The sequence below is a fragment of the Streptomyces sp. NRRL F-2664 genome (genome assembly GCF_000719345.1).
GTDB lineage: Bacteria > Actinomycetota > Actinomycetes > Streptomycetales > Streptomycetaceae > Streptomyces.
Genome location: NZ_JOFX01000016.1, coordinates 1 through 20,813, shown reverse-complemented (window position 1 = coordinate 20,813; position 20,813 = coordinate 1). Strand labels below are relative to the sequence as shown.

Here is a 20,813-nt window from a genome sequence, read left to right as displayed (position 1 = left end):
GACCCGGTCATGCCCCTCGACCCACCCGTTCCACCGCCTGTTCCCCAACCCCCGCCCCCTGATTCCCCGCCCTCTCCCGCGATCAGCGAGACGGACGCTGAGCACCTGATCCACGGGATCTGCTTCAAGACCGGCCCGCCCCGCCGGCTCGGTGCCGAACTCGAATGGCTGGTCCTCGACGCCGAGCGCCCCGGACGGGCCGTGTCCCCCGAGCGGCTCCGCACGGCACACGCCGCGGCCCGCGCCCTGCCCCTGAACTCCCGGGTCACCGTCGAGCCCGGCGGCCAGCTCGAACTCAGCTCGGCCCCCGCCACCTCCCTCACGGGCTGCGTGGAGGGCCTCCGGAGCGACCTCACCGCCGTCCGCGCCGCCCTGAGCGAGCAGGGACTGGTCCTGCACGGACTCGGCCGTGACCCCCGCCTGCCCTACCGCCGGTTACTGAACAGCCCCCGCTACGACGCGATGGAGGCCTACTTCGACCGCACCGGTCCGGCCGGCCGCGCCATGATGTGCGGCTCCGCCTCCGTGCAGGTCTGCGTGGACGCCGGGTACGAGGAGCCGGGCACCCTCGGCCACGGCCGGCGCTGGCGGCTCGCCCACCTGCTGGGCGCGGTCCTGGTGGCGGCCTTCGCCAACTCCCCCGCGCAGGAAGGCGCGTACGCCGGTTGGCGGTGCTCCCGCCAGGGGATCTGGAACGACCTTGACTCCCGGCGCACCCTCGCGCCGCCGCTGGACGCGCAGCCGCGGGACGGCTGGGTGCGGCAGGCGCTGGACACCGAGGTGATGTGCGTGCGGTCCTACGAGGGAGAGCCGTGGGACGTCCCGCCCGGCACGACCTTCCGCGACTGGCTGCGCGCGGGCGCGGGCCACGGCGGACCGGCCCTGCGGGCGCCCACCGCCGAGGACCTGGACTACCACCTCACGACGCTCTTCCCGCCCGTACGGCCGCGCGGCCACATGGAGCTGCGCATGATCGACGCGCAGCCCGGCGACGACGGCTGGCTGGTGCCGGTGGCCGTCGTGCACGCACTGTTCGACGATCCGGAGGCCGCCGAGACCGCCTACCGGGTGGCCAAGGCCCTGGCCGACACCTACGGCACGCAGCCCGCGCCGCGCAACCCGCTCTGGCGGTCCGCCGCCCGCAACGCCCTGGCCGATCCGGAGCTGCGGGCGGCCGCCAAGACCTGCTTCCGCGCGGCGGCGGAGGCGCTGCCCCGCCTCGGCGCGAGTGCGCACGTCCGGGACACCGTCGGCGCGTTCACCGAGCGTTTCGTGCTGCGCGGCCGATGTCCGGGGGACGATCCGCCACAGCCGCGGCCCGACGGAAAGGAGGCCCTGCGATGACCACCGAGTCCCAGCCCGGGCTGCGCGAACGGGCGGTCGCCTCGCTGACCGCCGCACGGACCCGGACGGCGGCCCTCACCGACGCGGTGACCGACGCCGACCTCACCGCCCAGCACTCCCCCCTGATGTCCCCGCTGGTCTGGGACCTGGCGCACATCGGCAACCAGGAGGAGCTCTGGCTGCTCCGCCGGGTCGCCGGACGCGAGTCCCTGCGCCCGGACATCGACCCCCTCTACGACGCCTTCGAGCATCCGCGCGCCGAGCGGCCGAAGCTGCCGCTGCTCGGACCGCAGGAGGCCCGCCGGTACGCGGCCGAGGTCCGCGGCCGGGTCTTCGACCTCCTGGAGAGCACCGCGCTGGAGGGCAGCCCGCTCCTCGACGACGGTTTCGCCTTCGGGATGATCGCCCAGCACGAACAACAGCACGACGAGACCATGCTGATCACGCATCAGCTCCGGCGCGGCGCCCCCGTACTGGGCGCACCCGACCCGGACGGCCCCTACGACCCGCCGACCGCATCCGAAGTCCTCGTCCCCGCCGGTCCGTTCATGATGGGCACGTCGACCGAGCCCTGGTCGCTGGACAACGAGCGGCCCGCGCACCAGCGGGAGACCGCGGCGTTCTGGATGGACACACTGCCGGTGACGAACGCCGCCTACCGCGCCTTCATCGCGGACGGCGGCTACCACGAGCCGCGCTGGTGGGCCGCGGCCGGCTGGGAGCAGATCCGCCGGCACTCCATCGAGGCGCCGCTGTTCTGGCAGCGGGAGGGCGGCGTATGGCTGCGCCGCCGCTTCGGTGTGATCGAGCCCGTCCCCGATGAAGAACCGGTTCTGCACGTCAGCTGGTACGAGGCGGACGCCTACGCCCGCTGGGCCGGCCGGCGGCTGCCCACCGAGACCGAATGGGAGAAGGCCGCCCGCTTCGACCCGGCGACCGGCCGCTCGACCCGCTACCCGTGGGGCGACGCCGACCCGACCGCGCAGCACGCCAATCTGGGGCAGCGCCATCTGCGCCCGTCCCGTGCAGGCAGCTATCCGGCCGGGGCGTCCCCGCTGGGGGTGCGCCAGCTGATCGGCGACGTGTGGGAGTGGACGGCCTCCGACTTCCTGCCCTATCCGGGCTTCCGGGCCTTCCCCTACCGGGAGTACTCGGAGGTCTTCTTCGGCCCCGAGCACAAGGTGCTGCGGGGCGGTTCCTTCGCGGTGGACCCCGTGGCCTGCCGCGGCACCTTCCGCAACTGGGACCTGCCGGTGCGGCGGCAGATCTTTTCCGGCTTCCGCACCGCGAGGGACGCCTGATGTGCCGTCACCTCGCCTACGTGGGACCGGCGGTGCCCCTGGGGCGGCTGCTGAGCGAGCCCGAGCACTCGCTGGTCCGCCAGTCCTGGGAGCCGCGCCGCCAGCGGCACGGGACGGTCAACGCCGACGGCTTCGGTGTCGGCTGGTACGCGCAGGGCGACCCGGTGCCCGCCCGCTACCGTCGCGCCGGCCCGATCTGGGGCGACCTGACCTTCACCGATCTCGCCCGGGTGGTGCGCAGCGGGGCCGTGCTGGCCGCCGTACGCGACGCCACGCTGGCCGGCGCCGACGGCGAGGCCGCGGCCGCGCCCTTCACCGACGGACCGTGGCTGTTCAGCCACAACGGCGCCGTGCGGAACTGGCCCGAGGCGGCGGCTCCACTCGCGGCCGCCCTGCCGCCGCAGGAGCTGCTCCAGCTGGCGGCCCGCACCGACTCGGCGTTCGTCTGGGCGCTGGTGCGACGCCGCCTGCGGGCCGGGGACGACCTGGGCACGGCGCTCGCCGAACCCGTGCGGGAGCTGTCCTCGGCGGCGCCCGGCTCCCGGCTGAACCTGCTGCTGACGGACGGAGCCGCGATCGCCGCGACCGCCTGGGGCGACTCGCTCTGGTACCTGGCCGACCCCGCGGGCAGGCGCACCGTGGTGGCGTCCGAGCCGTACGACGACGACACCCGGTGGTGCGAAGTGCCCGACCGGACCCTGCTGACCGCCACCCCGACCCGGGTCCGCCTGACCCCGCTCAAGGAGAACCACCCGTGACCAGCTTCCAGTTGACCCGGACCCTCGACGAGGACGCGGCGGAGACCGCACTGCGCGCGGATGTGCTGCACGGGCTGACCCACACGCCCAAGGTGCTGCCGCCCAAGTGGTTCTACGACGCGCGGGGCAGTGAACTCTTCGAGGAGATCACCCGACTGCCCGAGTACTACCCGACCCGCGCCGAGCGGGAGATCCTGCTGGAGCGGGCACGGGAGATCGCCGCGGTGAGCGGTGCCCGCACCCTGGTGGAGCTGGGTTCGGGCTCCTCCGAGAAGACCCGGCACCTGATCGAGGCGATGCCGGCGCTGGACACCTATGTGCCGGTGGACGTGAGCGGGAGCGCCCTGCGGGGCGCGGCCGAGGCGCTGTTGGCCGACCATCCGGGGTTGCGCGTGCACGCCCTGCTGGCCGACTTCACCCGGGCGCTGAAGCTGCCGGACTCACCCGGCCCCCGGCTGGTGGTGTTCCTCGGCGGCACGATCGGCAACCTGCTCCCGCCGGAGCGGGCGGTGTTCCTGGCATCGGTACGGGCGATGCTGTCGCCCGGGGACGCACTGCTGATGGGTACGGACCTGGTGAAGGACGAGGCCGTCCTGGTGACGGCGTACGACGACGCGCGCGGGGTGACGGCGGAGTTCAACAAGAACGTGCTGGCCGTCATCAACCGGGAGTTGGACGCCGACTTCCACACCGCCGACTTCGAGCACGTGGCGGTGTGGAACAGCGAGCAGGAGTGGATCGAGATGCGGCTGCGGGCCCGGTCCGAGCTGACGGTGAAGGTCCGGGCCCTGGACCTGGTGGTGCCGTTCGCGGCGGGTGAGGAGATCCTGACGGAGGTGTCCGCGAAGTTCCGTCAGGAGGGCGTGCGCAAGGAGCTGGCCGCGGCCGGGCTGGAGCTGACCCAGTGGTGGACGGACGCGGCGGGCCGCTTCGCGCTGTCCCTGGCGGTCGCCGGCGGGCCGGTGGGCTGATCGGGCAGGGCCGTCCGCCCGGACGTCCTCGCGGCCACCGCCCGCTCGGCGGCGGCCGCGAGGTCCCGCCGGTCCGTGTGACGGCCCGGCGGGATCCGCGGCAGCAGCGTGACCTCGGCCCGGATCCCGCGGGCCCTGGCGGTCCGCCACAGCGAGGCGGTCAGCGGGTCGTCCCCGACGAAGGCGGGTGCACCGGCCGGACCCCCGTCGGCCCGCGCGTAGGTGATGCGCACGGGCTGTACGGGGGCCCGCGCGTCCAGGGCGGCCTGGAAGGCGGCTCTGCGGAAGGCCCCCCGGTCGCGCCCGCACCAGGTGGAGCCCTCGGGGAAGACGGTGACGCGGTCGCCGGCGAGCAGCGCGCCGGTCAGGGTGGAGACGGTGGCGGGCAGTGCGCGGATCCGGTCGCGCTCGATGAACAGGGTCCCGGCCTGCGCGGCGAGCCGGCCGAGGAGGGGCCAGGCTCGGATGTCGCTCTTGGCCAGCATCCGGCTGGGCAGGACGGCGGCGACGAGGGGGACGTCGAGCCAGGAGATGTGGTTGGCGACGAGCAGGCGGGCGCCGCGCGGGCCCGGGCTGCCGTGCACGGTGATCCGTATGCCGAAGGCGCGGACGAGTGCGGCCGACCAGGCCCGTACGACCGCGTGCCGGGGGCCGGCCGGCAGCAGCCGGGCCGGCGGGGCGCCCAGGATCCCCAGCAGGATCAGGGCCGCGGCGGCGGTGAGCCGCAGTAGCGCGTGCGGGACGCTCGCGGTGCGCCCCTCGTGGCCGGCGCAGGCCTCGGGGGTGCAGGGCGAGGTGGGGAGCCAGACGTTCATGCGCCCGGCAGGGGCGAGCGGAAGTGCTTCAGGTAGCGCGGGTTGGTCCGGCGCAGGGAGAGCAGCACGTACAGGTCGGCGCAGCCGAACCCGGCGTCGAGGGCGGGCTCGCCGCAGACCCAGGCGCCCAGGCGCAGGTATCCGCGCAGCAGCGGGGGCAGCTCCATGCGCGCGGGGAAGTCGATGCCCTCGGGGTTCCAGGGGATGTGGGGGGTGACCCGGTACTCCTCGGGGGCGGGGCTGCGGGTCAGGGCGTTCTCGCGGGTGGCCGCTGCGAGGACGCCGCCGTCGGCGAGGGGTATCGAGCAGCAGCCGGCGAGCCAGTTGTGGCCGGTGCGGTCCATGTAGTGGGCGAGGCCCGCCCAGATGAGGGCGATGACGGCGCCGTTGCGGTGGTCGGGGTGCACGCAGGAGCGGCCCACCTCGACGAGGTCGGGGCGGATGGGCGCGAGCGCGGAGAGGTCGAACTCGCCCTCGGAGTAGAGGCGCCCGGCGACGGCGGCCCGTTCCGGGGGGAGCAGCCGGTAGGTGCCGACGACCTGCCCGGTCTGCTCGTCGAGGACGAGGAGGTGGTCGCAGTACGCGTCGAAGGCGTCGGCGTCGAGGCCCGGCTCGGGGCCGTCGAGCCGGGCGCCGAGCTCACCGGCGAAGACCTGGTGGCGCAGGCGCTGGGCGGCCCGCACCTCGTCCTCGTCACGGGCGAGGCGCACGGTGTAGTGGGGCCCGGCGGCGGCCTTGGCGGGGGCGGGGGTGAGGAGCGGGGAGGCGGGAGTGGGGGCCGTGGGGAGGGAGGGGGACAGGGGTGCGATGGTCATGGCGGCTCCTGAACCGGGCACGGAGGGCCAGGCCGGCAGGTGGTGGCCTGGCTCCTTTACTTCTTCCGTGACCGGCTGGATTCGACATGACCGCTCTGCGGCCCGCGGGTGTGCGGACGCTGAACTCGCCGGTGGACCCCCGCGGACCGCACCGCAGGGCGGCGGCCTCCCGCATGCGCCGCCGGGGATCAGCGGTCGGAGCTGAGCACCCGGCCGATCTCCTCGGAGGCCGCCCTGGCGGCCTGCTGGGGGTCCTGCCCGGTCAGGACGGCCGTCATGTAGGGCTTGATCGGATTCTTCGCCTCGACCTCGGCCCAGCGGGCGGAGGTCGGGGTGGCCCGGCCCTGGGCGGCGCCCGGGGCCATGGCGGCGGCGCCCTCGTTGCCCTCGACGACGTGGGCGAGGGTCGTCTTGTTCGGCACGTAGCTCATGGTGCGGGCGAGTTCGGTCTGCCACTTCTCGCTGACGAGGGCCGTGATCACGTCGACGGCGCCCTTCCGGTTGCCGGTGCGCTCCGGGATGATCAGGTCGGAGCCGCCGGTGAAGACGGAGCCGGCCCTGTCGGAGGTCTTGCCCGGTATGGGGAAGAAGCCGAGCTTGCCCTTCAGCGCGGGGTTGGCCGCTTCGATCTCGGCGGCCTGGCCGGGCGGGGCGATGATCTGGGCGACCTGGCCGCGTGCGAAGACCTGCGACTGCGGGGGCGTCTCCTCGTCGGCGGCCTCGGGCCCGTCGCCGAGGGCCTGGAGCTGCTTGTAGAACTGCATCCCCGCCAGGGCCTTCTCGTCGTCGAGGGTGCCCACCCAGCGGCCGCCCGTCTCGATGGCGAGCTCGCCGCCCTCGTCCCAGACGAAGCCGGCGAGAACGTACCAGTTCTGGCCGGCGAGGTAGATGCCCTGCTGGTCGCCCTTGTCGAGCTTCTGGGTGGCCTGGATCCACTCCTGGCGGTTCCTGGGCGGGGTCTTGATGCCGGCGGCGGCGAAGAGGTCCTTGTGGTAGACGACCACGCGGTTGGCGGCGTACCAGGGCACGCCGTACTGGGCGCCGTTGACGCTCGCCGGCTCGGCGAGGCCCTTGAGCCAGTGCTTGCTGTCCCACTCGCGCAGTCCTTCGAGGGTGAGTTCGGAGAGGCCTCCGGTCTCGATGTACTGCGCGACCTGCGTGTTGCCGACCTCGATGACGTCGGCGGGCTCCTTGGCCGTGCCGTCCAGGACGGCGTTGACCTTGTCGCCGATGCCCGTCCACTCCTGGATCCTGACGTCCAGGTCGACGTCGGGGTGCTCCTGCTCGAAGGACGCGGTGAACGCGGCGATGAAGTCCTCCGAGGCGCTGCCCTTCATCAGCCAGAGCGTCACCTTCTGCTGCCCTGCGGCCGGATCGCCCCACTGGCTGCAGCCCGTCAGGGCGGTCGCGGCCGCGAGGGCCGTGCACACGGCGAGGAAGCGCATCTTCAAGAGGGTCACCTTCTGGGGGCTCGATCTCAGATGGCTCGAAATTGGCATAGACCAATAGGCCGGTCAAGGGTCTTTCGCGCGGGATTGTTGGCACATAGTTCGCGCAGCCGGACTTACTGGGGCACCGTAGAACCAGGCAAAAGCGACCCACTGTCGGGAGACTCCATGTCCAACCACACCTACCGGGTGACCGAGATCGTCGGCACCTCCCACGAGGGCATCGATCAGGCCATTCGCAACGGGATCGCCCGCGCGGGCCAGACCGTGCGGAACCTGGACTGGTTCGAGGTGGTCCAGATGCGCGGCCACATCGAGAACGGCGAGATCGCCCACTACCAGGTGGGGCTGAAGGTCGGCTTCCGGCTGGAGGGCGAGGACTGAGCCCGGCCCTCCCCCGCACCGCTCAGGTCCGGCCCTCGACCTCCTGGCCGGACAGGAGCTCGGGCGCGTCCGCCGCCCAGTCGGCGACGACGACGCGGAAGCCCGCCGCCCGCGCGGCCCGGCAGACCAGTTCGTCGTCGTCCACCAGCATGCGCACCTCCCGCCCCCGGGCGATCCGGCCCAGCACCTCCAGCTTGGTCGTCCGGGCCGGCCGCCGGTCCTGGTTGCCGCGCATCCACAGCCGCCCCTCGGGCAGGCCGTGCCGGGTGAGCCACTCCACCGTGTCCGCCCGGCACCGCTCGGGCCGCCCGGTCAGGTACACCACCTCGCAGTCGGCCGCGCTCTGCACCGCCAGGGCGATCCCGCGCGCCAGAGGCGGATCGGCCGGCGCCGCCGCGAAGAAGCCCGACCAGTCCCTCGGCCGCCGCTCCAGGAAGTGCTGGCGGTGGGCGGTGTCGGACAGCGTGTTGTCGATGTCGAAGACGGCCAGCGGCCGCGGGCTGCTCTTGTCACTCATCCGGTCAGCCTAGGGCGTGTCTGCGACAGGGCCGGGCGGGAATCCTGGCGGCTCCCGGGTGTTGAGTCCTGTGTGATCCGAAAGCTCTCGCTGCTCGACCGGTCGCGCACCCGCCGTGGCCACCCGGCCGCCCAGGCCCTGCGCGACACCGTGGCACTCGCCCGGACGGCCGAGGACCTCGGCTACCACCGCTTCTGGGTGTCGGAGCACCACAGCGTGCCCGGCGTCGCGGGCTCGGCACCGACCGTGCTGGCCGCCGCCGTGGCCGGTGCGACGGACCGGATCCGGGTCGGCACGGGCGGGGTCATGCTGCCCAACCACCGGCCGCTGGTGGTCGCGGAGCAGTTCGGCGTGCTGGAGTCCCTCTTCCCCGGTCGGATCGACATGGGCCTCGGCCGCTCGGTCGGCTTCACGAACGGCATCCGCAAGGCGCTCGGACGGGACGCCGGGGACGCCGACCGCTTCGAGGAACAGCTCACCGAGCTCCTCGGCTGGCTCGACGGCACCCAGCGTGCGTACCCCGAGGTGCACGCCCGCCCCGCCGAAGGGCTCCGGATACCGGCGTACGTGCTGGCCACCGGCGAGGGCGCCGGGATCGCGGCCCGGGCGGGACTGCCGCTGGTGGTGGGCGACCTGCGCAGCCGCGACCGGGTCGCCGCCCTCGTGGAGGGCTACCGCCGGGAGTTCCGGCCCTCCGCCCGGAGCGCGGAGCCCTACGTCATCGTCTCCGGGACGGTGGCCGTCGCCGAGACGGCCGAGGAGGCCCGGCGCATCCTGCTGCCGGAGGCCTGGTCCCTCGCGTACTCCCGCACCCGCGGCAGCTTCCCGCCGCTGCGCCCCGCCGACGAGGTCGAGGCCCTGGAGATGACCGAGAAGGAGCGCGAGCTGTACGAAGCAGCCCTGTCCGGGCACATCCACGGGACGGAGGACCGGGTCGCGGCGGACCTCGCCGAGATCGCGGAGCGGACCGGCGCCGACGAACTGCTGGTCACCACCTCGACGTACGACCGGACCGCCCTCCTGGACTCCTGCACCCGGCTGGCCCGGATCGCGGGCCTGCGGCCGTGAGGGGTCGCCCCACCGGCCCGTAAAGTGGGACGAATGCACCAGCCCACGGATCCCCGCACCGCCCACGACCGCTACGTACGGGTGCGGGGCGCCCGGGAGCACAACCTGCGCGGCGTCGACGTGGACATCCCGCGCGACGCGCTGACCGTCTTCACCGGGGTGTCCGGGTCCGGGAAGAGCTCGCTCGCCTTCGGCACGCTGTACGCCGAGGCCCAGCGCCGGTACTTCGAGTCGGTGGCCCCCTACGCCCGCCGCCTCATCCACCAGGTCGGCGCCCCGAAGGTGGACTCCGTCACCGGGCTGCCGCCCGCGGTGTCGCTGGAGCAGCGCCGCTCCTCCCCCGGCTCGCGCTCCTCGGTCGGCACGGTGACCCTGCTGTCCAACTCCCTGCGGATGCTGTTCTCACGGGCCGGTACGTACCCGCCCGGCGCTCCGCGGCTGGACTCGGACGCCTTCTCGCCCAACACCGCGGCCGGCGCGTGCCCCTCCTGCCACGGACTCGGCCGCATCCACCGCACCAGCGAGGAGCTCCTCGTCCCCGATCCCGGTCTGTCGATCCGCGAGGGTGCCATCGCCGCCTGGCCGGGTGCCTGGCAGGGCAAGAACCTCCGCGACATCCTGGAGGCCCTCGGCCACGACGTGGACCGGCCCTGGCGCGAACTGCCCGCGAAGGACCGCGAGTGGATCCTGTTCACCGAGGAACAGCCGGTGGTGACCGTGCACCCGGTCCGGGACGCGGACCGGATCCAACGTCCCTACCGGGGCACGTACATGAGCGCCCGCCGGTATGTGCTGCGGACGTTCTCCGACAGTAGGAGCGAGACCCTGCGGGCCCGCGCCGAGAAGTTCCTCGCGGATGCGCCGTGTCCGGAGTGCGAGGGGCGCCGGCTGCGCCCGGAGGCCCTCGCCGTCACCTTCGCCGGGCGGACCGTCGCGGAGCTCGCGGCGCTGGCGCTGACGGACCTGGACGCCGTCCTCGCCTCGGCGCCGCTGGAGGGGGAGGCCGCGCGGGTCCTCGCCGACGACCTGCGGTCGCGGATCGGGCCGGTCACGGAGCTGGGGCTGGGCTACCTGAGCCTGGACCGGGCGGCGCCGACCCTGTCGGCGGGCGAACTGCAGCGGCTGCGGCTGGCGACGCAGCTGCGGTCGGGGCTGTTCGGGGTGGTGTACGTGCTGGACGAGCCGTCGGCGGGGCTGCACCCGGCCGACACCGAGGCGCTGCTCGGCGTACTGGACCGGCTGAAGGATGCGGGGAACACCGTCTTCGTCGTCGAGCACCATCTGGACGTGGTGCGGCACGCGGACTGGCTCGTGGACGTCGGACCGCTGGCCGGGGAGCGCGGGGGGCAGGTGCTGCACAGCGGGCCGCCCGAGGCCCTGGCCGGGGTGGCGCAGTCGGCGACGGCCCGGCACCTGTTCGCGGCCCGCGGACCGGCGGGGTCCGCCCGAACGCTGCGCAGGCCGACCGGGGAGGTGCGCCTGCGCGGGGTGGTCCGGCACAACCTGCGGGGCGTCGACGCGGCGTTCCCGCTCGGGGTGTTCACCGCCGTGACGGGGGTGTCGGGGTCGGGGAAGTCCACGCTGGTGGGCCGGGCGCTGGCCCGGGAGGTCGGCGGGCGGACCGCCGAGGCCGGGTTTCCCGTACGGCGGCTGGTGGAGGTGGACCAGAAGCCGATCGGGCGGACCCCGCGGTCCAACCTGGCCACGTACACCGGGCTGTTCGATGTGGTGCGCAGGCTCTTCACGGCGGCCCCGGGGGCGAGGGCGCGCGGCTGGAAGGCGGGCCGGTTCTCCTTCAACGTGGCGGGCGGCCGGTGCGAGACCTGCCAGGGCGAGGGCTTCGTCTCGGTGGAGCTGCTCTTCCTGCCCAGTACGTACGCCCCGTGCCCGGACTGCGGCGGCGCGCGGTACAACGCCGAGACGCTGGAGGTCCGCCACGGGGGTCTGAACATCGCGGAGGTGCTGGGGCTGACGGTGGAGTCGGCGGCCGGGTTCTTCGCGGACGTCCCGGCCGCGGCGCGCAGCCTGCGCGCGCTGGAGGAGATCGGGCTGGGCTACCTGCGGCTGGGCCAGCCGGCCACGGAGCTGTCGGGTGGCGAGGCCCAGCGGATCAAGCTGGCGACCGAGCTCCAGCGGCAGCGGCGGGACCACACGCTGTATCTGCTGGACGAGCCGACGACGGGGCTGCACCCGGCCGACGTGCGGGTGCTGCTGCGGCAGTTGCACGGTCTGGTGGACGCCGGGCACTCGGTGGTGGTGGTGGAGCACGACATGGAGGTGGTGGCGGGCGCCGACTGGGTGATCGACCTGGGACCGGGCGGCGGTGCGGAGGGCGGCCGGATCGTCGCCGCGGGCACGCCGCAGGAGGTGGCACGGACGCCGGGCAGCCGTACGGCCCCGTACCTGTCGCGGGCGCTCGCGGCAGGGCCGGTCGCGGCCGGTTAGGCTGCGCGCTCAGGCGTCGCCGGGCAGGAGCTGCTGGGGCAGCTCGCGGAAGCTCCACCGCCCGCTGCGCCGGGTGAACTGCCAGACCAGGTCGTGGCGGTCCGGCCAGGTCGCGGGGAGGCCGAGGACCTGGTGGGCGCCGAGGGCGCGGACCAGGCGGGGGATCCCGGTGTGCTCCCAGCACACGAGGACGGGCATGGGCCCGGCCAGTGCGGCGTGCGCCAGGGCCGGTTCGGAGCCGACGGCGAACTCCGTGCGCACCGGGGTGCGCAGGGCGGCGGCCAGGGCGGTCACCGTCTGCCGGCACCGGGCGGGGCCCTTGCCGCCGGCGGCGAAGACCGCGGCGGGACGGGGCAGCGAGGAGCCCCTGGCCGGCGGGAAGAGCCGCGGCAGCTCCTCGGCCCGGCGCCAGCCGCGCCCGGCCAGCGAACCGGGGTCGTCCTCGCCCTCCTCGTCCCGGCCCGAGTCCCCGGCGTACGGCTTCTCCGCGTGCCGGATCACCATGATCAGGGCGTCCTCGGCGGCGGGCGGCTGCCCGGGCGCCGGGGTGCGCGGGGCTTCTTCGCCGGAGCAGCCGGCCGCGGCCAGCGGCGCGAGGGCGGCTGCCAGTACGGTTCGGCGGCGTGGACCGGTCCCGGCGGGGGCGTGTGGCATGGGGTCACTGTCGCCCATGCCTCGGGCGCCGCCGGGGCGCGGCACGGCGGCTGCCCGGCCGGTCAGCCGATCGGCGCAGGGCTGCCGGACGGCGGAGTCACACGCCGGCCCGGCGGGGGGTCAGCGGGGGCCCTTGCGGACCGCGCGCAGCCACTCCTTGTTCATCGCGGCGATCGACGGCAGCGGGATGCCCTTCGGGCAGGCGGTGGCGCATTCGCCGGTGAGGGTGCAGCCGCCGAAGCCCTCCTCGTCCATGCGGGCGACCATGTCCAGGACGCGGCTCTCGCGCTCGGGCGAGCCCTGCGGGAGGGCGCCCAGGTGGTTGACCTTGGCGGAGGTGAAGAGCATGGCGGAGCCGTTGGGGCAGGCCGCGACGCACGCGCCGCAGCCGATGCACTCGGCGTGCTCGAAGGCGAAGTCGGCGTCGGCCTTGGGGACGGCGGTGGCGTGCGCCTCGGGGGCCGAGCCGGTGGGGGCGGTGATGTAGCCGCCGGCCTGGATGATCCGGTCGAAGGCGCCCCGGTCGACGACGAGGTCCTTGACCACGGGGAAGGCCGCGGCCCGCCAGGGCTCGACGTCGATGGTGTCGCCGTCGGCGAAGGACCGCATGTGCAACTGGCAGGTGGTGGTGCGCTCGGGGCCGTGGGCGTCGCCGTTGATGACGAGGCTGCAGGCGCCGCAGATGCCCTCGCGGCAGTCGTGGTCGAAGGCGACCGGGTCCTCACCGCGCAGGATGAGGTCCTCGTTGAGGGTGTCGAGCATCTCCAGGAAGGACATGTCCTCGGAGATCCCGTCGACCTCGTACGAGGCCATGTGGCCGGGAGCGTCGGCGCCGCGCTGGCGCCAGACGCGCAGGGTGAGCTTCATGCGTAGCTCCGCTGGGTGGGGTGGACGTACTCGAAGACGAGGTCTTCCTTGTGCAGGACGGGGGCGGTGCCGGTGGCGGTGAACTCCCAGGCGGCGGCGTAGGAGAAGGCCTCGTCCCGGCGGGCCGCCTCGCCGTCGGGGGTCTGGGACTCCTCGCGGAAGTGGCCGCCGCAGGATTCGGCGCGGTGGAGCGCGTCGAGGCACATGAGCTCGGCGAGTTCGAGGTAGTCGACGATCCGGTTGGCCTTCTCCAGCGACTGGTTGAATTCCTCGCCCGTGCCGGGAACCTTGACGCGGCGCCAGAACTCCTCGCGGATCTGCGGGATGCGGTCCAGGGCCTTGCGCAGGCCCTGCTCGCTGCGGGCCATCCCGCAGTACTCCCACATCAGTTCGCCGATCTCACGGTGGAAGGAGTCGGGGGTGCGGTCGCCGTCGACGGCGAGGAGCCGGGCAAGGCGCTCGCGGGTCTCGTGTACGGCGGCCGCGGCCTCGGGGTGGGTGTCGTCGACGGTGTCGCGGTGGGGGTTGCGGGCGAGGTAGTCGTTGATGGTGGCGGGCAGCACGAAGTAGCCGTCGGCGAGGCCCTGCATCAGCGCGGAGGCGCCGAGCCGGTTGGCACCGTGGTCGGAGAAGTTGGCCTCGCCGATCGCGAAGAGGCCGGGCACGGTGGTCTGGAGGTCGTAGTCGACCCACAGGCCGCCCATCGTGTAGTGCACGGCGGGGTAGATCCGCATGGGCACCTCGTAGGGGTTCTCCGCGGTGATCCGCTCGTACATCTCGAAGAGGTTGCCGTACTTCTCGGCGACCTTGGCGCGGCCCATGCGGCGGATGGCGTCGGCGAAGTCGAGGTAGACGCCCTGCCCGCCGGGGCCGACGCCGCGGCCCTCGTCGCAGACGTTCTTGGCGGCGCGGGAGGCGATGTCGCGGGGCACGAGGTTGCCGAAGGAGGGGTAGATGCGCTCCAGGTAGTAGTCGCGCTCGTCCTCGGGGATCTCGGCCGCGGGGCGGGTGTCGCCCTTGGCCCTGGGCACCCAGATCCGGCCGTCGTTGCGGAGGGACTCGCTCATCAGCGTCAGCTTGGACTGGTGGTCGCCGGTGCGCGGGATGCAGGTGGGGTGGATCTGGGTGAAGCAGGGGTTGGCGAAGTAGGCGCCGCGCCGGTGCGCCCGCCAGACGGCGGTCGCGTTGGAGTTCATGGCGTTGGTGGAGAGGTAGAAGACGTTGGCGTAGCCGCCGCTGGCGAGCACCACGGCGTCGGCGTAGTGGGTGGAGATCTCGCCGGTGATCAGGTCGCGGGCGACGATGCCGCGGGCGACACCGTCGACGACGATCAGGTCGAGCATCTCGGTGCGGGCGTGCATCTCGACGTTGCCTGCGGCGATCTGCCGGGAGAGGGCCTGGTAGGCGCCGAGGAGCAGTTGCTGTCCGGTCTGGCCGCGGGCGTAGAAGGTGCGGGAGACCTGGACGCCGCCGAAGGAGCGGGTGTCGAGGAGGCCGCCGTACTCGCGGGCGAAGGGGACGCCCTGGGCCACGCACTGGTCGATGATCTCCACGGAGATCTGGGCGAGGCGGTGGACGTTGGACTCGCGGGCGCGGAAGTCGCCGCCCTTGACGGTGTCGTAGAACAGGCGGTGCACCGAGTCGCCGTCGTTGCGGTAGTTCTTGGCGGCGTTGATGCCGCCCTGGGCGGCGATGGAGTGGGCCCGGCGCGGGGAGTCGGAGAAGCAGAACTGGACGACGCGGTACCCCTGCTCGGCGAGGGTCGCGCCGGCCGACCCGCCGGCCAGGCCGGTGCCGACGACGATGACGGTGAGCTTGCGGCGGTTGGCCGGGTTGACCAGCCTGGCCTCGAATCGGCGGCGGTCCCAGCGCTCCGCGACGGCGCCCCCGGGGGCCTTGGTGTCGGCGATGGGCTCGCCGGTGGTGTGGTGTGCGTAGCTGCTCACGGTCAGTTCACCATTCCGGTCATGACGGCGACGGGGACGGACACGAAGCCCGCGAAGAGGACGGCTGCCAGGCCGTTGGCGAGGGCTTTCAGCAGCCGTTCGCGTCGGGCGCGGACGGCGCCGAGGGTCTGGGCCGCGCTCCAGAAGCCGTGGCGGACGTGCAGGCCGAGGGCGGCCATGGCGACGATGTAGATCGTGTTCCCGTACCAGGTGGAGAAGGTGGCCAGGACGTTCTCGTACGGGTGGCCCGCCCAGGCGCGCTCGTTGACGGTGAGCGTGGTGAGGTCGAGCAGGTGCCAGACGATGAAGAGGCCGAGGATGACGCCGCCCCAGCGCATGGTGCGGGTGGCGTAGCTCGCGCGGCGGCGCTTGTGGACGTACTTGACCGGGCGGGCCTTGATGTCGAGCCGGCTGAGCTGGTAGGCGGACACGGCATGGGCGACGACGGCGGCGAGGAGCACCACGCGGACGAGCCAGAGGGCCCACTCGTAGTGGAGGAAGGGCGAGCCGAGGGTGCGCAGCCAGTGGGCGTAGCCGTTGAACTCGTCCGCCCCGAAGAAGATCTTCAGGTTGCCGAGCATGTGCACGACGAGGTAGCCGAGCATGGTCAGCCCGGAGACCGCCATGACGGTCTTCTTTCCGATGGTGGAGCCCCAGAGCGAGGGGGCGCTCGTCCGGGTGCGCGGTGCCAGAGCCATGCCTTCGACGGTAGGGAAGCAGGACCCGAAAGGTCCAAGACATGATGTCGGTCATCTTGATAGACATGGGCTATGCAGTTTCAGCAGCTCCTCTACTTCGTCGCCGTCGCGGAGACCCGGCACTTCACCCGGGCCGCGGAGCGGGTGCACGTGGCGCAGCCGTCGCTCTCCCAGCAGATCAGGGCCCTGGAGCGGGAGCTGGGGGCGGAGCTGTTCAGCCGTGCCCGGGGCAACATCACCCTGACGGACGCGGGAGAGGCCCTGCTGCCGCTGGCCCGGCGGATCCTCGCGGACGCGGACACGGCGCGGCTGGAGGTGCAGGAGCTGGCGCAGCTGCGGCGGGGCCGGATCCGGCTGGGGGCCACCCCGAGCGTGTGCACCGGTCTGCTGCCGGGGGTGCTGCGGGCCTTCCACACGGCGCACCCGGGGATCGAGCTGCTGATCGAGGAGAGCGGCTCGCTCGACCTCGTCCGCGAGCTGGCGCGCGGGGCGCTGGACCTGGCGCTGATCGCCCTGCCGCTGCCGCCCTCGGCGCCGTCGCTCACGACGGTGGAGCTGCTGACGGAGGACCTGGTGGTGGTGTCCTCCACGAAGCTTCCGGCGCCCGGCGGGGGCCGGGAGCTGACCATCGCGGCGTTGCGCGACGAGCCGATGGTGATGTTCCGGCACGGCTACGACCTGCGCGAGCTGACCGTGGCGGCGTGTCGGGCGGAGGGTTTCGAGCCGTCCTTCACCGTGGAGGGCGGCGAGATGGACGCGGTGCTGGGCTTCGCGCGGGCGGGGCTGGGCGTGGCGGTGGTGCCCGCGATGGTGGTGGCGGGCGCGGGGCCGGGGCTGCGGGCGACCCCGCTGGCGGGGTCACCGCTGCGCCGGACGATCGCGCTGGCCCACCGCGCCGACGTGGCTCCCCCGCGCGCGGCGCGCGAGCTCCAGCGCATGCTGATGGCGTGACCCGGCGGGCCCGGGCCGCAGCGGGCCCGGGCAGTGCTCCGGAGGCAGCGGTCAGGAAGGCGTCGGCACCGCGTCGGAGAGGGACAGGGTGTGGATGCGGTCGGGCGCCCCGGGACGGGCGTAGTACCAGCCCTGGGCGGTGTCGCAGCCGAGCGCCCGCAGCTGGGCGGCCTGGGCACCGGTCTCCACGCCCTCGACGGTGACGGCGAGTTCGAGGCTGTGGGCCAGGGCCACGATCCCCTCCACGATCTTGAGGTCGACCGGATCCGCGGGCTGCTGCTGCATCCCCCGGGTGAAGGAGCGGTCGAGCTTGAGCACGCTGACGGGCAGGCGCCGCAGGTTGGCCAGGTTGGAGTAGCCGGTGCCGAAGTCGTCGAGCGCGATGTCCACGCCGAGTTCGGCCAGGCGCCGCAGCGGCTCCAGCAGTTCGTCGTCCGCCCCGATCAGGGCCGATTCGGTGACCTCCAGGCACAGTGCGCCCGGGGCGAGGCCGGACTTCTCCAGCACCGCCACGGTGTCGGCGACCAGGCCCGGGTGGTGCAGCTGGGTCGGTGAGAGGTTGACGTTGATCCGCAGGGCGGAGCCGCCGTGCTCGCGCTGCCAGGCACGGGCCTGGCGGACCGCCTCCTCCAGGACCCACCGGCCCAGCGGCACGATCAGCCCGGTCCGTTCGGCGAGCGGGATGAAGCGGTCGGGGCCGAGCACGCCGTGCTGCGGGTGGGACCAGCGCACCAGCGCCTCGGCGCCGTGCACGGTGCCGTCGCGCATGTGGACCAGCGGCTGGTACTCGATGAAGAACTCACCGCGCTCCAGCGCCGCCGGCAGGGCGTTGGTCAGGCCGTGCCGGGTGATGGCCCGGGCGTCGGCCTCGGCGTCGGCGAACTCGAAGCGGTTGCCTCCGGCCGCCTTGGCCCGGTACATCGTGATGTCGGCGCTGCGGAGCACCTCGGCAGGGGTGCGCTCCTTGGCGCGCCCCTCGACGATGCCGATGCTGCCGCGTACCGACAGCTCACGGCCCTCCAGCCGGATCGGGGTCGACAGGGCCGTCAGGATGCGCACCGCAAGGTCCGTCACCTGCTGTTCCGTGTCGGAGCCGGTGGTCAGGGCGACGAACTCGTCGCCGCCGAGCCGGGCGACGACCTCGCCGGGACCGGTCGCGCAGCTCTGCAGCCGGTCGGCGACCTCCACCAGCAGCCGGTCCCCCGCCGAGTGCCCGAGGCTGTCGTTGACCGCCTTGAAGCCGTCGAGGTCGAGGTAGCACAGGCCGTAGCGGTCTCCGCCGGACCCGCTGAGGGCCTTCTCCAGGCGCTCGAAGAAGAGCGTCCGGTTGGGCAGTCCGGTGAGGGCGTCGTGGGTGGCCTCGTAGCGCAGGCGCAGGTTCAGCAGCCGGCGCTCGGTGGTGTCCTCCATCAGCGCCAGCTGGTACTGCGGCTTGCCGTCGGCGTCGCGCAGCAGCGAGACCGTGAGGTTGGTCCACAGCACGGTCCCGTCGTGGCGGTAGTACGGCTTCTCCACGCGGTAGCTCTCGCGTTCGCCGCGCACCAGCTCGCCGTACATCCGCCAGACGTGCGGGGTGTCGTCGGGGTGGCCCCATTCGCTGACGTTGCGGCTGCGGACGTGCCCCTCCAGGCCGCCGAACATCTGCAGCAGGGTGTCGTTGACCTCCAGGACGTTCCCGTCGAGGTCGGCGATGCCGATGCCGACGGCCGCCCCCTCGAAGACCGCCCGGAAGCGCTCCTCGCTGGCGTGCAGCGCCTGCTGGGCGTCGGTGCGCGCGGTCAGCGCGGAGCGGGCGATGGCCTCCTGTTCGCTGAGGGTGCGCTCGCGCAGCGCCCGGGCGTATCCGGCCGCGATGGCGTGCTGGAGCCGGGCGCAGCGCGCGTGGTACTCGGCCGTCGCCTCCACGCCGGAGCCTTCGAGCCCGTCCGGTCCGCAGTAGAGCACCAGGTAGGACTCGATCACGCCGAGGGTTCCGGCCAGGGCCTCGGGATCGGTGCAGTGCACGGCGACGAGGTCCGCGCCCACCCGCTGCGCGACGGCGGCGTCGAAGGGCCGGGCGTGCAGGGCCTCGGTGAGGGTCCGGGTGAGCGGTACCAGGTGCCGTTCGAACTCGGGCCGGGTCAGTGAGGTCGCCGTGACCGGGAAGATCGCCCGTCCCCAGATCGTGGCGAAGCGGGAGATCCGGTCCTCGATGCCGCCGTCGGGGGCCGCCGCGGAGGGCGCGGCCGGCGCGGTCGCGGCGGCGGGCGCGGGCGCCGCGACGGTCTTGGGCGCACCCGCCGTCTGTGCCGGAAGTCTCACGCCTTGCGTCCCACGCCGCCGAAGCCCGAGAAGGCGTAGGGATCCTCCGGTGCCTCGCCGTCCTCCGCCGCCTCGGAGCGGTCCGGACGCCAGTCGGGCATGGAGACGAGGCCGGGCTCCACCATCTCGAACCCTTCGAAGAAGCCGGCGATCTGCTCGCCGCTGCGCATGACGAGGGGGTTGCGGATGTCGCGGTAGACGCCGACGGTGCCGCTCGCGACGTCCTGCGTCAGCGGGATGCCCTCGTAGGAGGCGTGGGTGAGGATGAGCAGGCTGCCGGGGGCGAGCGCGTCGCGCAGTTCGGCCACGGCCTCGTACGGGTGGTCGGCGTCCTCGACGAAGTGCAGGACGGCGACGAGGAGCAGGGCGACCGGGCGGTCGAGGTCGAGGAGGGCTCCGACCTCGGGGGAGGCCAGGATCTCCCGGGGCTTGCGGAGGTCGGCGGCGACGACGCCGGTGTGCTCGTCGCCCGCGAGGACGGCGTGGCTGTGCGCCACGGCCACCGGGTCGTGGTCGACGTAGACCACGCGGGCGCCGGGGCTGGCGGCCTGGGCGATCTCGTGGACATTGCCGAAGGTGGGGATGCCGGAGCCGATGTCGAGGAACTGCGTGACGCCCTCGGCGACGGCGTACCGGACGGCACGCCGCATGAACGCCCGGTTGGCCTGCATGATCTTGGGCAGCCCCGGCATGAATTCCATGGCGCGTCGGGCCGCCCGGCGGTCGACCTCGAAATTGTGCGACCCGCCGAGGTAGTAATCGTAGATGCGGGACACGCTCGGCACCGATATGTCGATGCCTGGCGGGGCCCAGGCGGGGCGCTCCATCGGGATCTCCAAGCGTTGTTCCTGCGGCGGTCCGTGCGGGGTCGGACTCCTGTCCGAGCCGAATGTACTGATCATTGACCAACACGGCGAGCAAAAGCGGAAATTGGCGATCCGTTCTTCGTCACACACCAAAGGCGCCCGGCGGCGCCCCGGCGCAAATGATCGGGACCGACACATCCCTTTTGAGAATTGACCGTAGGTTGATCGGACTCGACCGGGGGCGCTCGGCGACTGGCTCAAACCTTTCCGCTCTGCACTCCACCCGTTCAGGCGAACCGGGGCGGAGCCCCGCGTGCGCGCGGGCGCGCGGGCCCATGCTCCCCGGGTGAACAGAGCCTGTGCCAGGCGCCTGCTGGCGGTCCCGGTCCTGCTGTGGGCGGCCTTGTCCGTCACGCCGGCCGTGGCCGATAGCAGCGCCTACGCGACGAACGACTCCGGCGACGGCGCGACGGCTGCCGCCGTGGTCGCGGCGGCCTCCGGCGACGGCCGCGGACGCGGTCCGGGTGGTGGACATCACGGTGGTGACCGGCGCCCCGACGATCGCTCCGACGATCGCTCCGACCGCCGCTCCGACGATCGCTCCGACCGCCGCTCCGAGCACCGTCCGGACCATCGCACGGACCACGGCCGACACGGCGGCGGCGGCCGCGGCGGGGGGCACCACGGTCGCCCGCACTGCCCGCCCCCGCCACCGCCCCCGCCG

Annotated in this window: 18 protein-coding genes and 1 pseudogene; 9 read left to right on the top strand and 10 right to left on the bottom strand. The window is 73.5% G+C overall.

Translation table 11 applies throughout. The annotated features are described in order from the left end of the window. The first annotated feature begins 9 nt into the window (after nucleotides 1-9). The 4 genes from egtA to egtD are packed head-to-tail and all read left to right on the top strand — an operon-like array spanning nucleotide 10 to nucleotide 4,374. Complete coding sequence (gene egtA / locus IF89_RS0116265; RefSeq protein ID WP_051807113.1) at nucleotides 10-1,344, top strand: ergothioneine biosynthesis glutamate--cysteine ligase EgtA; 1,335 nt, start codon at nucleotides 10-12, stop codon at nucleotides 1,342-1,344. Next, entirely contained in the window at nucleotides 1,341-2,645 is a 1,305-nt protein-coding gene (gene egtB, locus IF89_RS0116260; RefSeq protein ID WP_030767619.1) for an ergothioneine biosynthesis protein EgtB, read from the top strand. Before egtA ends, egtB begins: the two co-directional genes overlap by 4 nt. Continuing rightward, nucleotides 2,645-3,403 (top strand): ergothioneine biosynthesis protein EgtC, encoded by a 759-nt coding sequence (gene egtC, locus IF89_RS0116255; RefSeq protein WP_030767616.1) that lies wholly within the window; start codon nucleotides 2,645-2,647, stop codon nucleotides 3,401-3,403. The genes egtB and egtC overlap by 1 nt, the downstream gene beginning before the upstream one ends. Continuing rightward, on the top strand, nucleotides 3,400-4,374 hold the full coding sequence (egtD, locus tag IF89_RS0116250) for an L-histidine N(alpha)-methyltransferase (protein WP_030767613.1): 975 nt from the start codon (nucleotides 3,400-3,402) through the stop codon (nucleotides 4,372-4,374). The genes egtC and egtD overlap by 4 nt, the downstream gene beginning before the upstream one ends. On the opposite strand, the gene IF89_RS42100 is transcribed toward egtD, so the two are convergent. From IF89_RS42100 to IF89_RS0116235, 3 genes are all read right to left on the bottom strand, one after another. Beyond that, complete coding sequence (locus tag IF89_RS42100; protein WP_030767610.1) at nucleotides 4,257-5,189, bottom strand: lysophospholipid acyltransferase family protein; 933 nt, start codon at nucleotides 5,187-5,189, stop codon at nucleotides 4,257-4,259. The genes egtD and IF89_RS42100 overlap by 118 nt on opposite strands. Beyond that, nucleotides 5,186-6,004 carry a GNAT family N-acetyltransferase gene (locus IF89_RS0116240; protein ID WP_043194011.1) on the bottom strand — a complete coding sequence of 273 codons (819 nt, stop codon included), beginning with the start codon at nucleotides 6,002-6,004 and terminating at the stop codon, nucleotides 5,186-5,188. The genes IF89_RS42100 and IF89_RS0116240 overlap by 4 nt, the downstream gene beginning before the upstream one ends. Nucleotides 6,005-6,192: 188 nt before the next feature. Next, nucleotides 6,193-7,455, bottom strand: a complete 1,263-nt coding sequence (locus IF89_RS0116235; RefSeq protein WP_030767606.1) for an extracellular solute-binding protein — start codon at nucleotides 7,453-7,455, stop codon at nucleotides 6,193-6,195. 165 nt (nucleotides 7,456-7,620) lie between these two features. On the opposite strand from IF89_RS0116235, the gene IF89_RS0116230 reads away from it, so the two are divergent. Further along, nucleotides 7,621-7,836 carry a dodecin gene (locus tag IF89_RS0116230; RefSeq protein WP_030028327.1) on the top strand — a complete coding sequence of 72 codons (216 nt, stop codon included), beginning with the start codon at nucleotides 7,621-7,623 and terminating at the stop codon, nucleotides 7,834-7,836. Nucleotides 7,837-7,858: 22 nt separating this feature from the next. Here IF89_RS0116230 and IF89_RS0116225 read toward each other — a convergent pair whose 3' ends face one another. Next, entirely contained in the window at nucleotides 7,859-8,353 is a 495-nt protein-coding gene (locus IF89_RS0116225; protein ID WP_030767603.1) for a nucleotidase, read from the bottom strand. Between the two features lie 72 nt (nucleotides 8,354-8,425). Here IF89_RS0116225 and IF89_RS0116220 point away from each other — a divergent pair, with 72 nt between their 5' ends. Together IF89_RS0116220 and IF89_RS0116215 are read left to right on the top strand one after the other, a co-directional pair. Further along, nucleotides 8,426-9,421 (top strand): LLM class flavin-dependent oxidoreductase, encoded by a 996-nt coding sequence (locus tag IF89_RS0116220; RefSeq protein ID WP_030767600.1) that lies wholly within the window; start codon nucleotides 8,426-8,428, stop codon nucleotides 9,419-9,421. A gap of 33 nt (nucleotides 9,422-9,454) precedes the next feature. Further along, entirely contained in the window at nucleotides 9,455-11,866 is a 2,412-nt protein-coding gene (locus IF89_RS0116215) for an excinuclease ABC subunit UvrA (protein WP_030767597.1), read from the top strand. A 9-nt stretch (nucleotides 11,867-11,875) separates the two neighbouring features. On the opposite strand, the gene IF89_RS47660 is transcribed toward IF89_RS0116215, so the two are convergent. From IF89_RS47660 to IF89_RS0116195, 4 genes are all read right to left on the bottom strand, one after another. Next, the gene (locus IF89_RS47660) at nucleotides 11,876-12,520 is read right to left on the bottom strand and encodes a hypothetical protein (RefSeq protein ID WP_234327774.1); all 645 of its coding nucleotides are present in this window, start codon (nucleotides 12,518-12,520) and stop codon (nucleotides 11,876-11,878) included. 120 nt (nucleotides 12,521-12,640) lie between these two features. Further along, nucleotides 12,641-13,387 carry a succinate dehydrogenase/fumarate reductase iron-sulfur subunit gene (locus IF89_RS0116205; RefSeq protein ID WP_030767589.1) on the bottom strand — a complete coding sequence of 249 codons (747 nt, stop codon included), beginning with the start codon at nucleotides 13,385-13,387 and terminating at the stop codon, nucleotides 12,641-12,643. Continuing rightward, nucleotides 13,384-15,333, bottom strand: a complete 1,950-nt coding sequence (locus IF89_RS0116200; RefSeq protein ID WP_030767586.1) for a fumarate reductase/succinate dehydrogenase flavoprotein subunit — start codon at nucleotides 15,331-15,333, stop codon at nucleotides 13,384-13,386. Before IF89_RS0116200 ends, IF89_RS0116205 begins: the two co-directional genes overlap by 4 nt. Before the next feature lie 2 nt (nucleotides 15,334-15,335). After that, nucleotides 15,336-16,031 carry a succinate dehydrogenase gene (locus tag IF89_RS0116195; RefSeq protein WP_030767582.1) on the bottom strand — a complete coding sequence of 232 codons (696 nt, stop codon included), beginning with the start codon at nucleotides 16,029-16,031 and terminating at the stop codon, nucleotides 15,336-15,338. Nucleotides 16,032-16,103: 72 nt separating this feature from the next. On the opposite strand from IF89_RS0116195, the gene IF89_RS0116190 reads away from it, so the two are divergent. Then, nucleotides 16,104-16,982 carry a LysR family transcriptional regulator gene (locus IF89_RS0116190; RefSeq protein WP_030767579.1) on the top strand — a complete coding sequence of 293 codons (879 nt, stop codon included), beginning with the start codon at nucleotides 16,104-16,106 and terminating at the stop codon, nucleotides 16,980-16,982. Nucleotides 16,983-17,033: 51 nt separating this feature from the next. On the opposite strand, the gene IF89_RS0116185 is transcribed toward IF89_RS0116190, so the two are convergent. After that, nucleotides 17,034-19,175, bottom strand: coding sequence for a putative bifunctional diguanylate cyclase/phosphodiesterase (locus IF89_RS0116185; protein WP_043194015.1), 2,142 nt, complete (start codon nucleotides 19,173-19,175; stop codon nucleotides 17,034-17,036). A gap of 104 nt (nucleotides 19,176-19,279) precedes the next feature. Beyond that, nucleotides 19,280-20,110, bottom strand: coding sequence for an SAM-dependent methyltransferase (locus IF89_RS0116180; protein ID WP_030767574.1), 831 nt, complete (start codon nucleotides 20,108-20,110; stop codon nucleotides 19,280-19,282). A 503-nt stretch (nucleotides 20,111-20,613) separates the two neighbouring features. Here IF89_RS0116180 and IF89_RS47655 point away from each other — a divergent pair. After that, nucleotides 20,614-20,813, top strand: a pseudogene (locus tag IF89_RS47655) (hypothetical protein); the annotation flags it as partial.

Coding starts and splice junctions, on each gene's coding strand:
- IF89_RS0116230 (WP_030028327.1), top strand. CDS start 7,621: ATGTCCAACCACACCTACCGGGTGACCGAGATCGTCGGCACCTCCCAC.
- IF89_RS0116225 (WP_030767603.1), bottom strand. CDS start 8,353: ATGAGTGACAAGAGCAGCCCGCGGCCGCTGGCCGTCTTCGACATCGAC.
- IF89_RS0116205 (WP_030767589.1), bottom strand. CDS start 13,387: ATGAAGCTCACCCTGCGCGTCTGGCGCCAGCGCGGCGCCGACGCTCCC.
- IF89_RS0116195 (WP_030767582.1), bottom strand. CDS start 16,031: ATGGCTCTGGCACCGCGCACCCGGACGAGCGCCCCCTCGCTCTGGGGC.
- egtB (WP_030767619.1), top strand. CDS start 1,341: ATGACCACCGAGTCCCAGCCCGGGCTGCGCGAACGGGCGGTCGCCTCG.
- IF89_RS0116190 (WP_030767579.1), top strand. CDS start 16,104: ATGCAGTTTCAGCAGCTCCTCTACTTCGTCGCCGTCGCGGAGACCCGG.
- IF89_RS47660 (WP_234327774.1), bottom strand. CDS start 12,520: ATGCCACACGCCCCCGCCGGGACCGGTCCACGCCGCCGAACCGTACTG.
- egtC (WP_030767616.1), top strand. CDS start 2,645: ATGTGCCGTCACCTCGCCTACGTGGGACCGGCGGTGCCCCTGGGGCGG.
- IF89_RS0116215 (WP_030767597.1), top strand. CDS start 9,455: ATGCACCAGCCCACGGATCCCCGCACCGCCCACGACCGCTACGTACGG.
- egtA (WP_051807113.1), top strand. CDS start 10: ATGCCCCTCGACCCACCCGTTCCACCGCCTGTTCCCCAACCCCCGCCC.
- IF89_RS0116180 (WP_030767574.1), bottom strand. CDS start 20,110: ATGGAGCGCCCCGCCTGGGCCCCGCCAGGCATCGACATATCGGTGCCG.
- IF89_RS0116240 (WP_043194011.1), bottom strand. CDS start 6,004: ATGACCATCGCACCCCTGTCCCCCTCCCTCCCCACGGCCCCCACTCCC.
- IF89_RS42100 (WP_030767610.1), bottom strand. CDS start 5,189: ATGAACGTCTGGCTCCCCACCTCGCCCTGCACCCCCGAGGCCTGCGCC.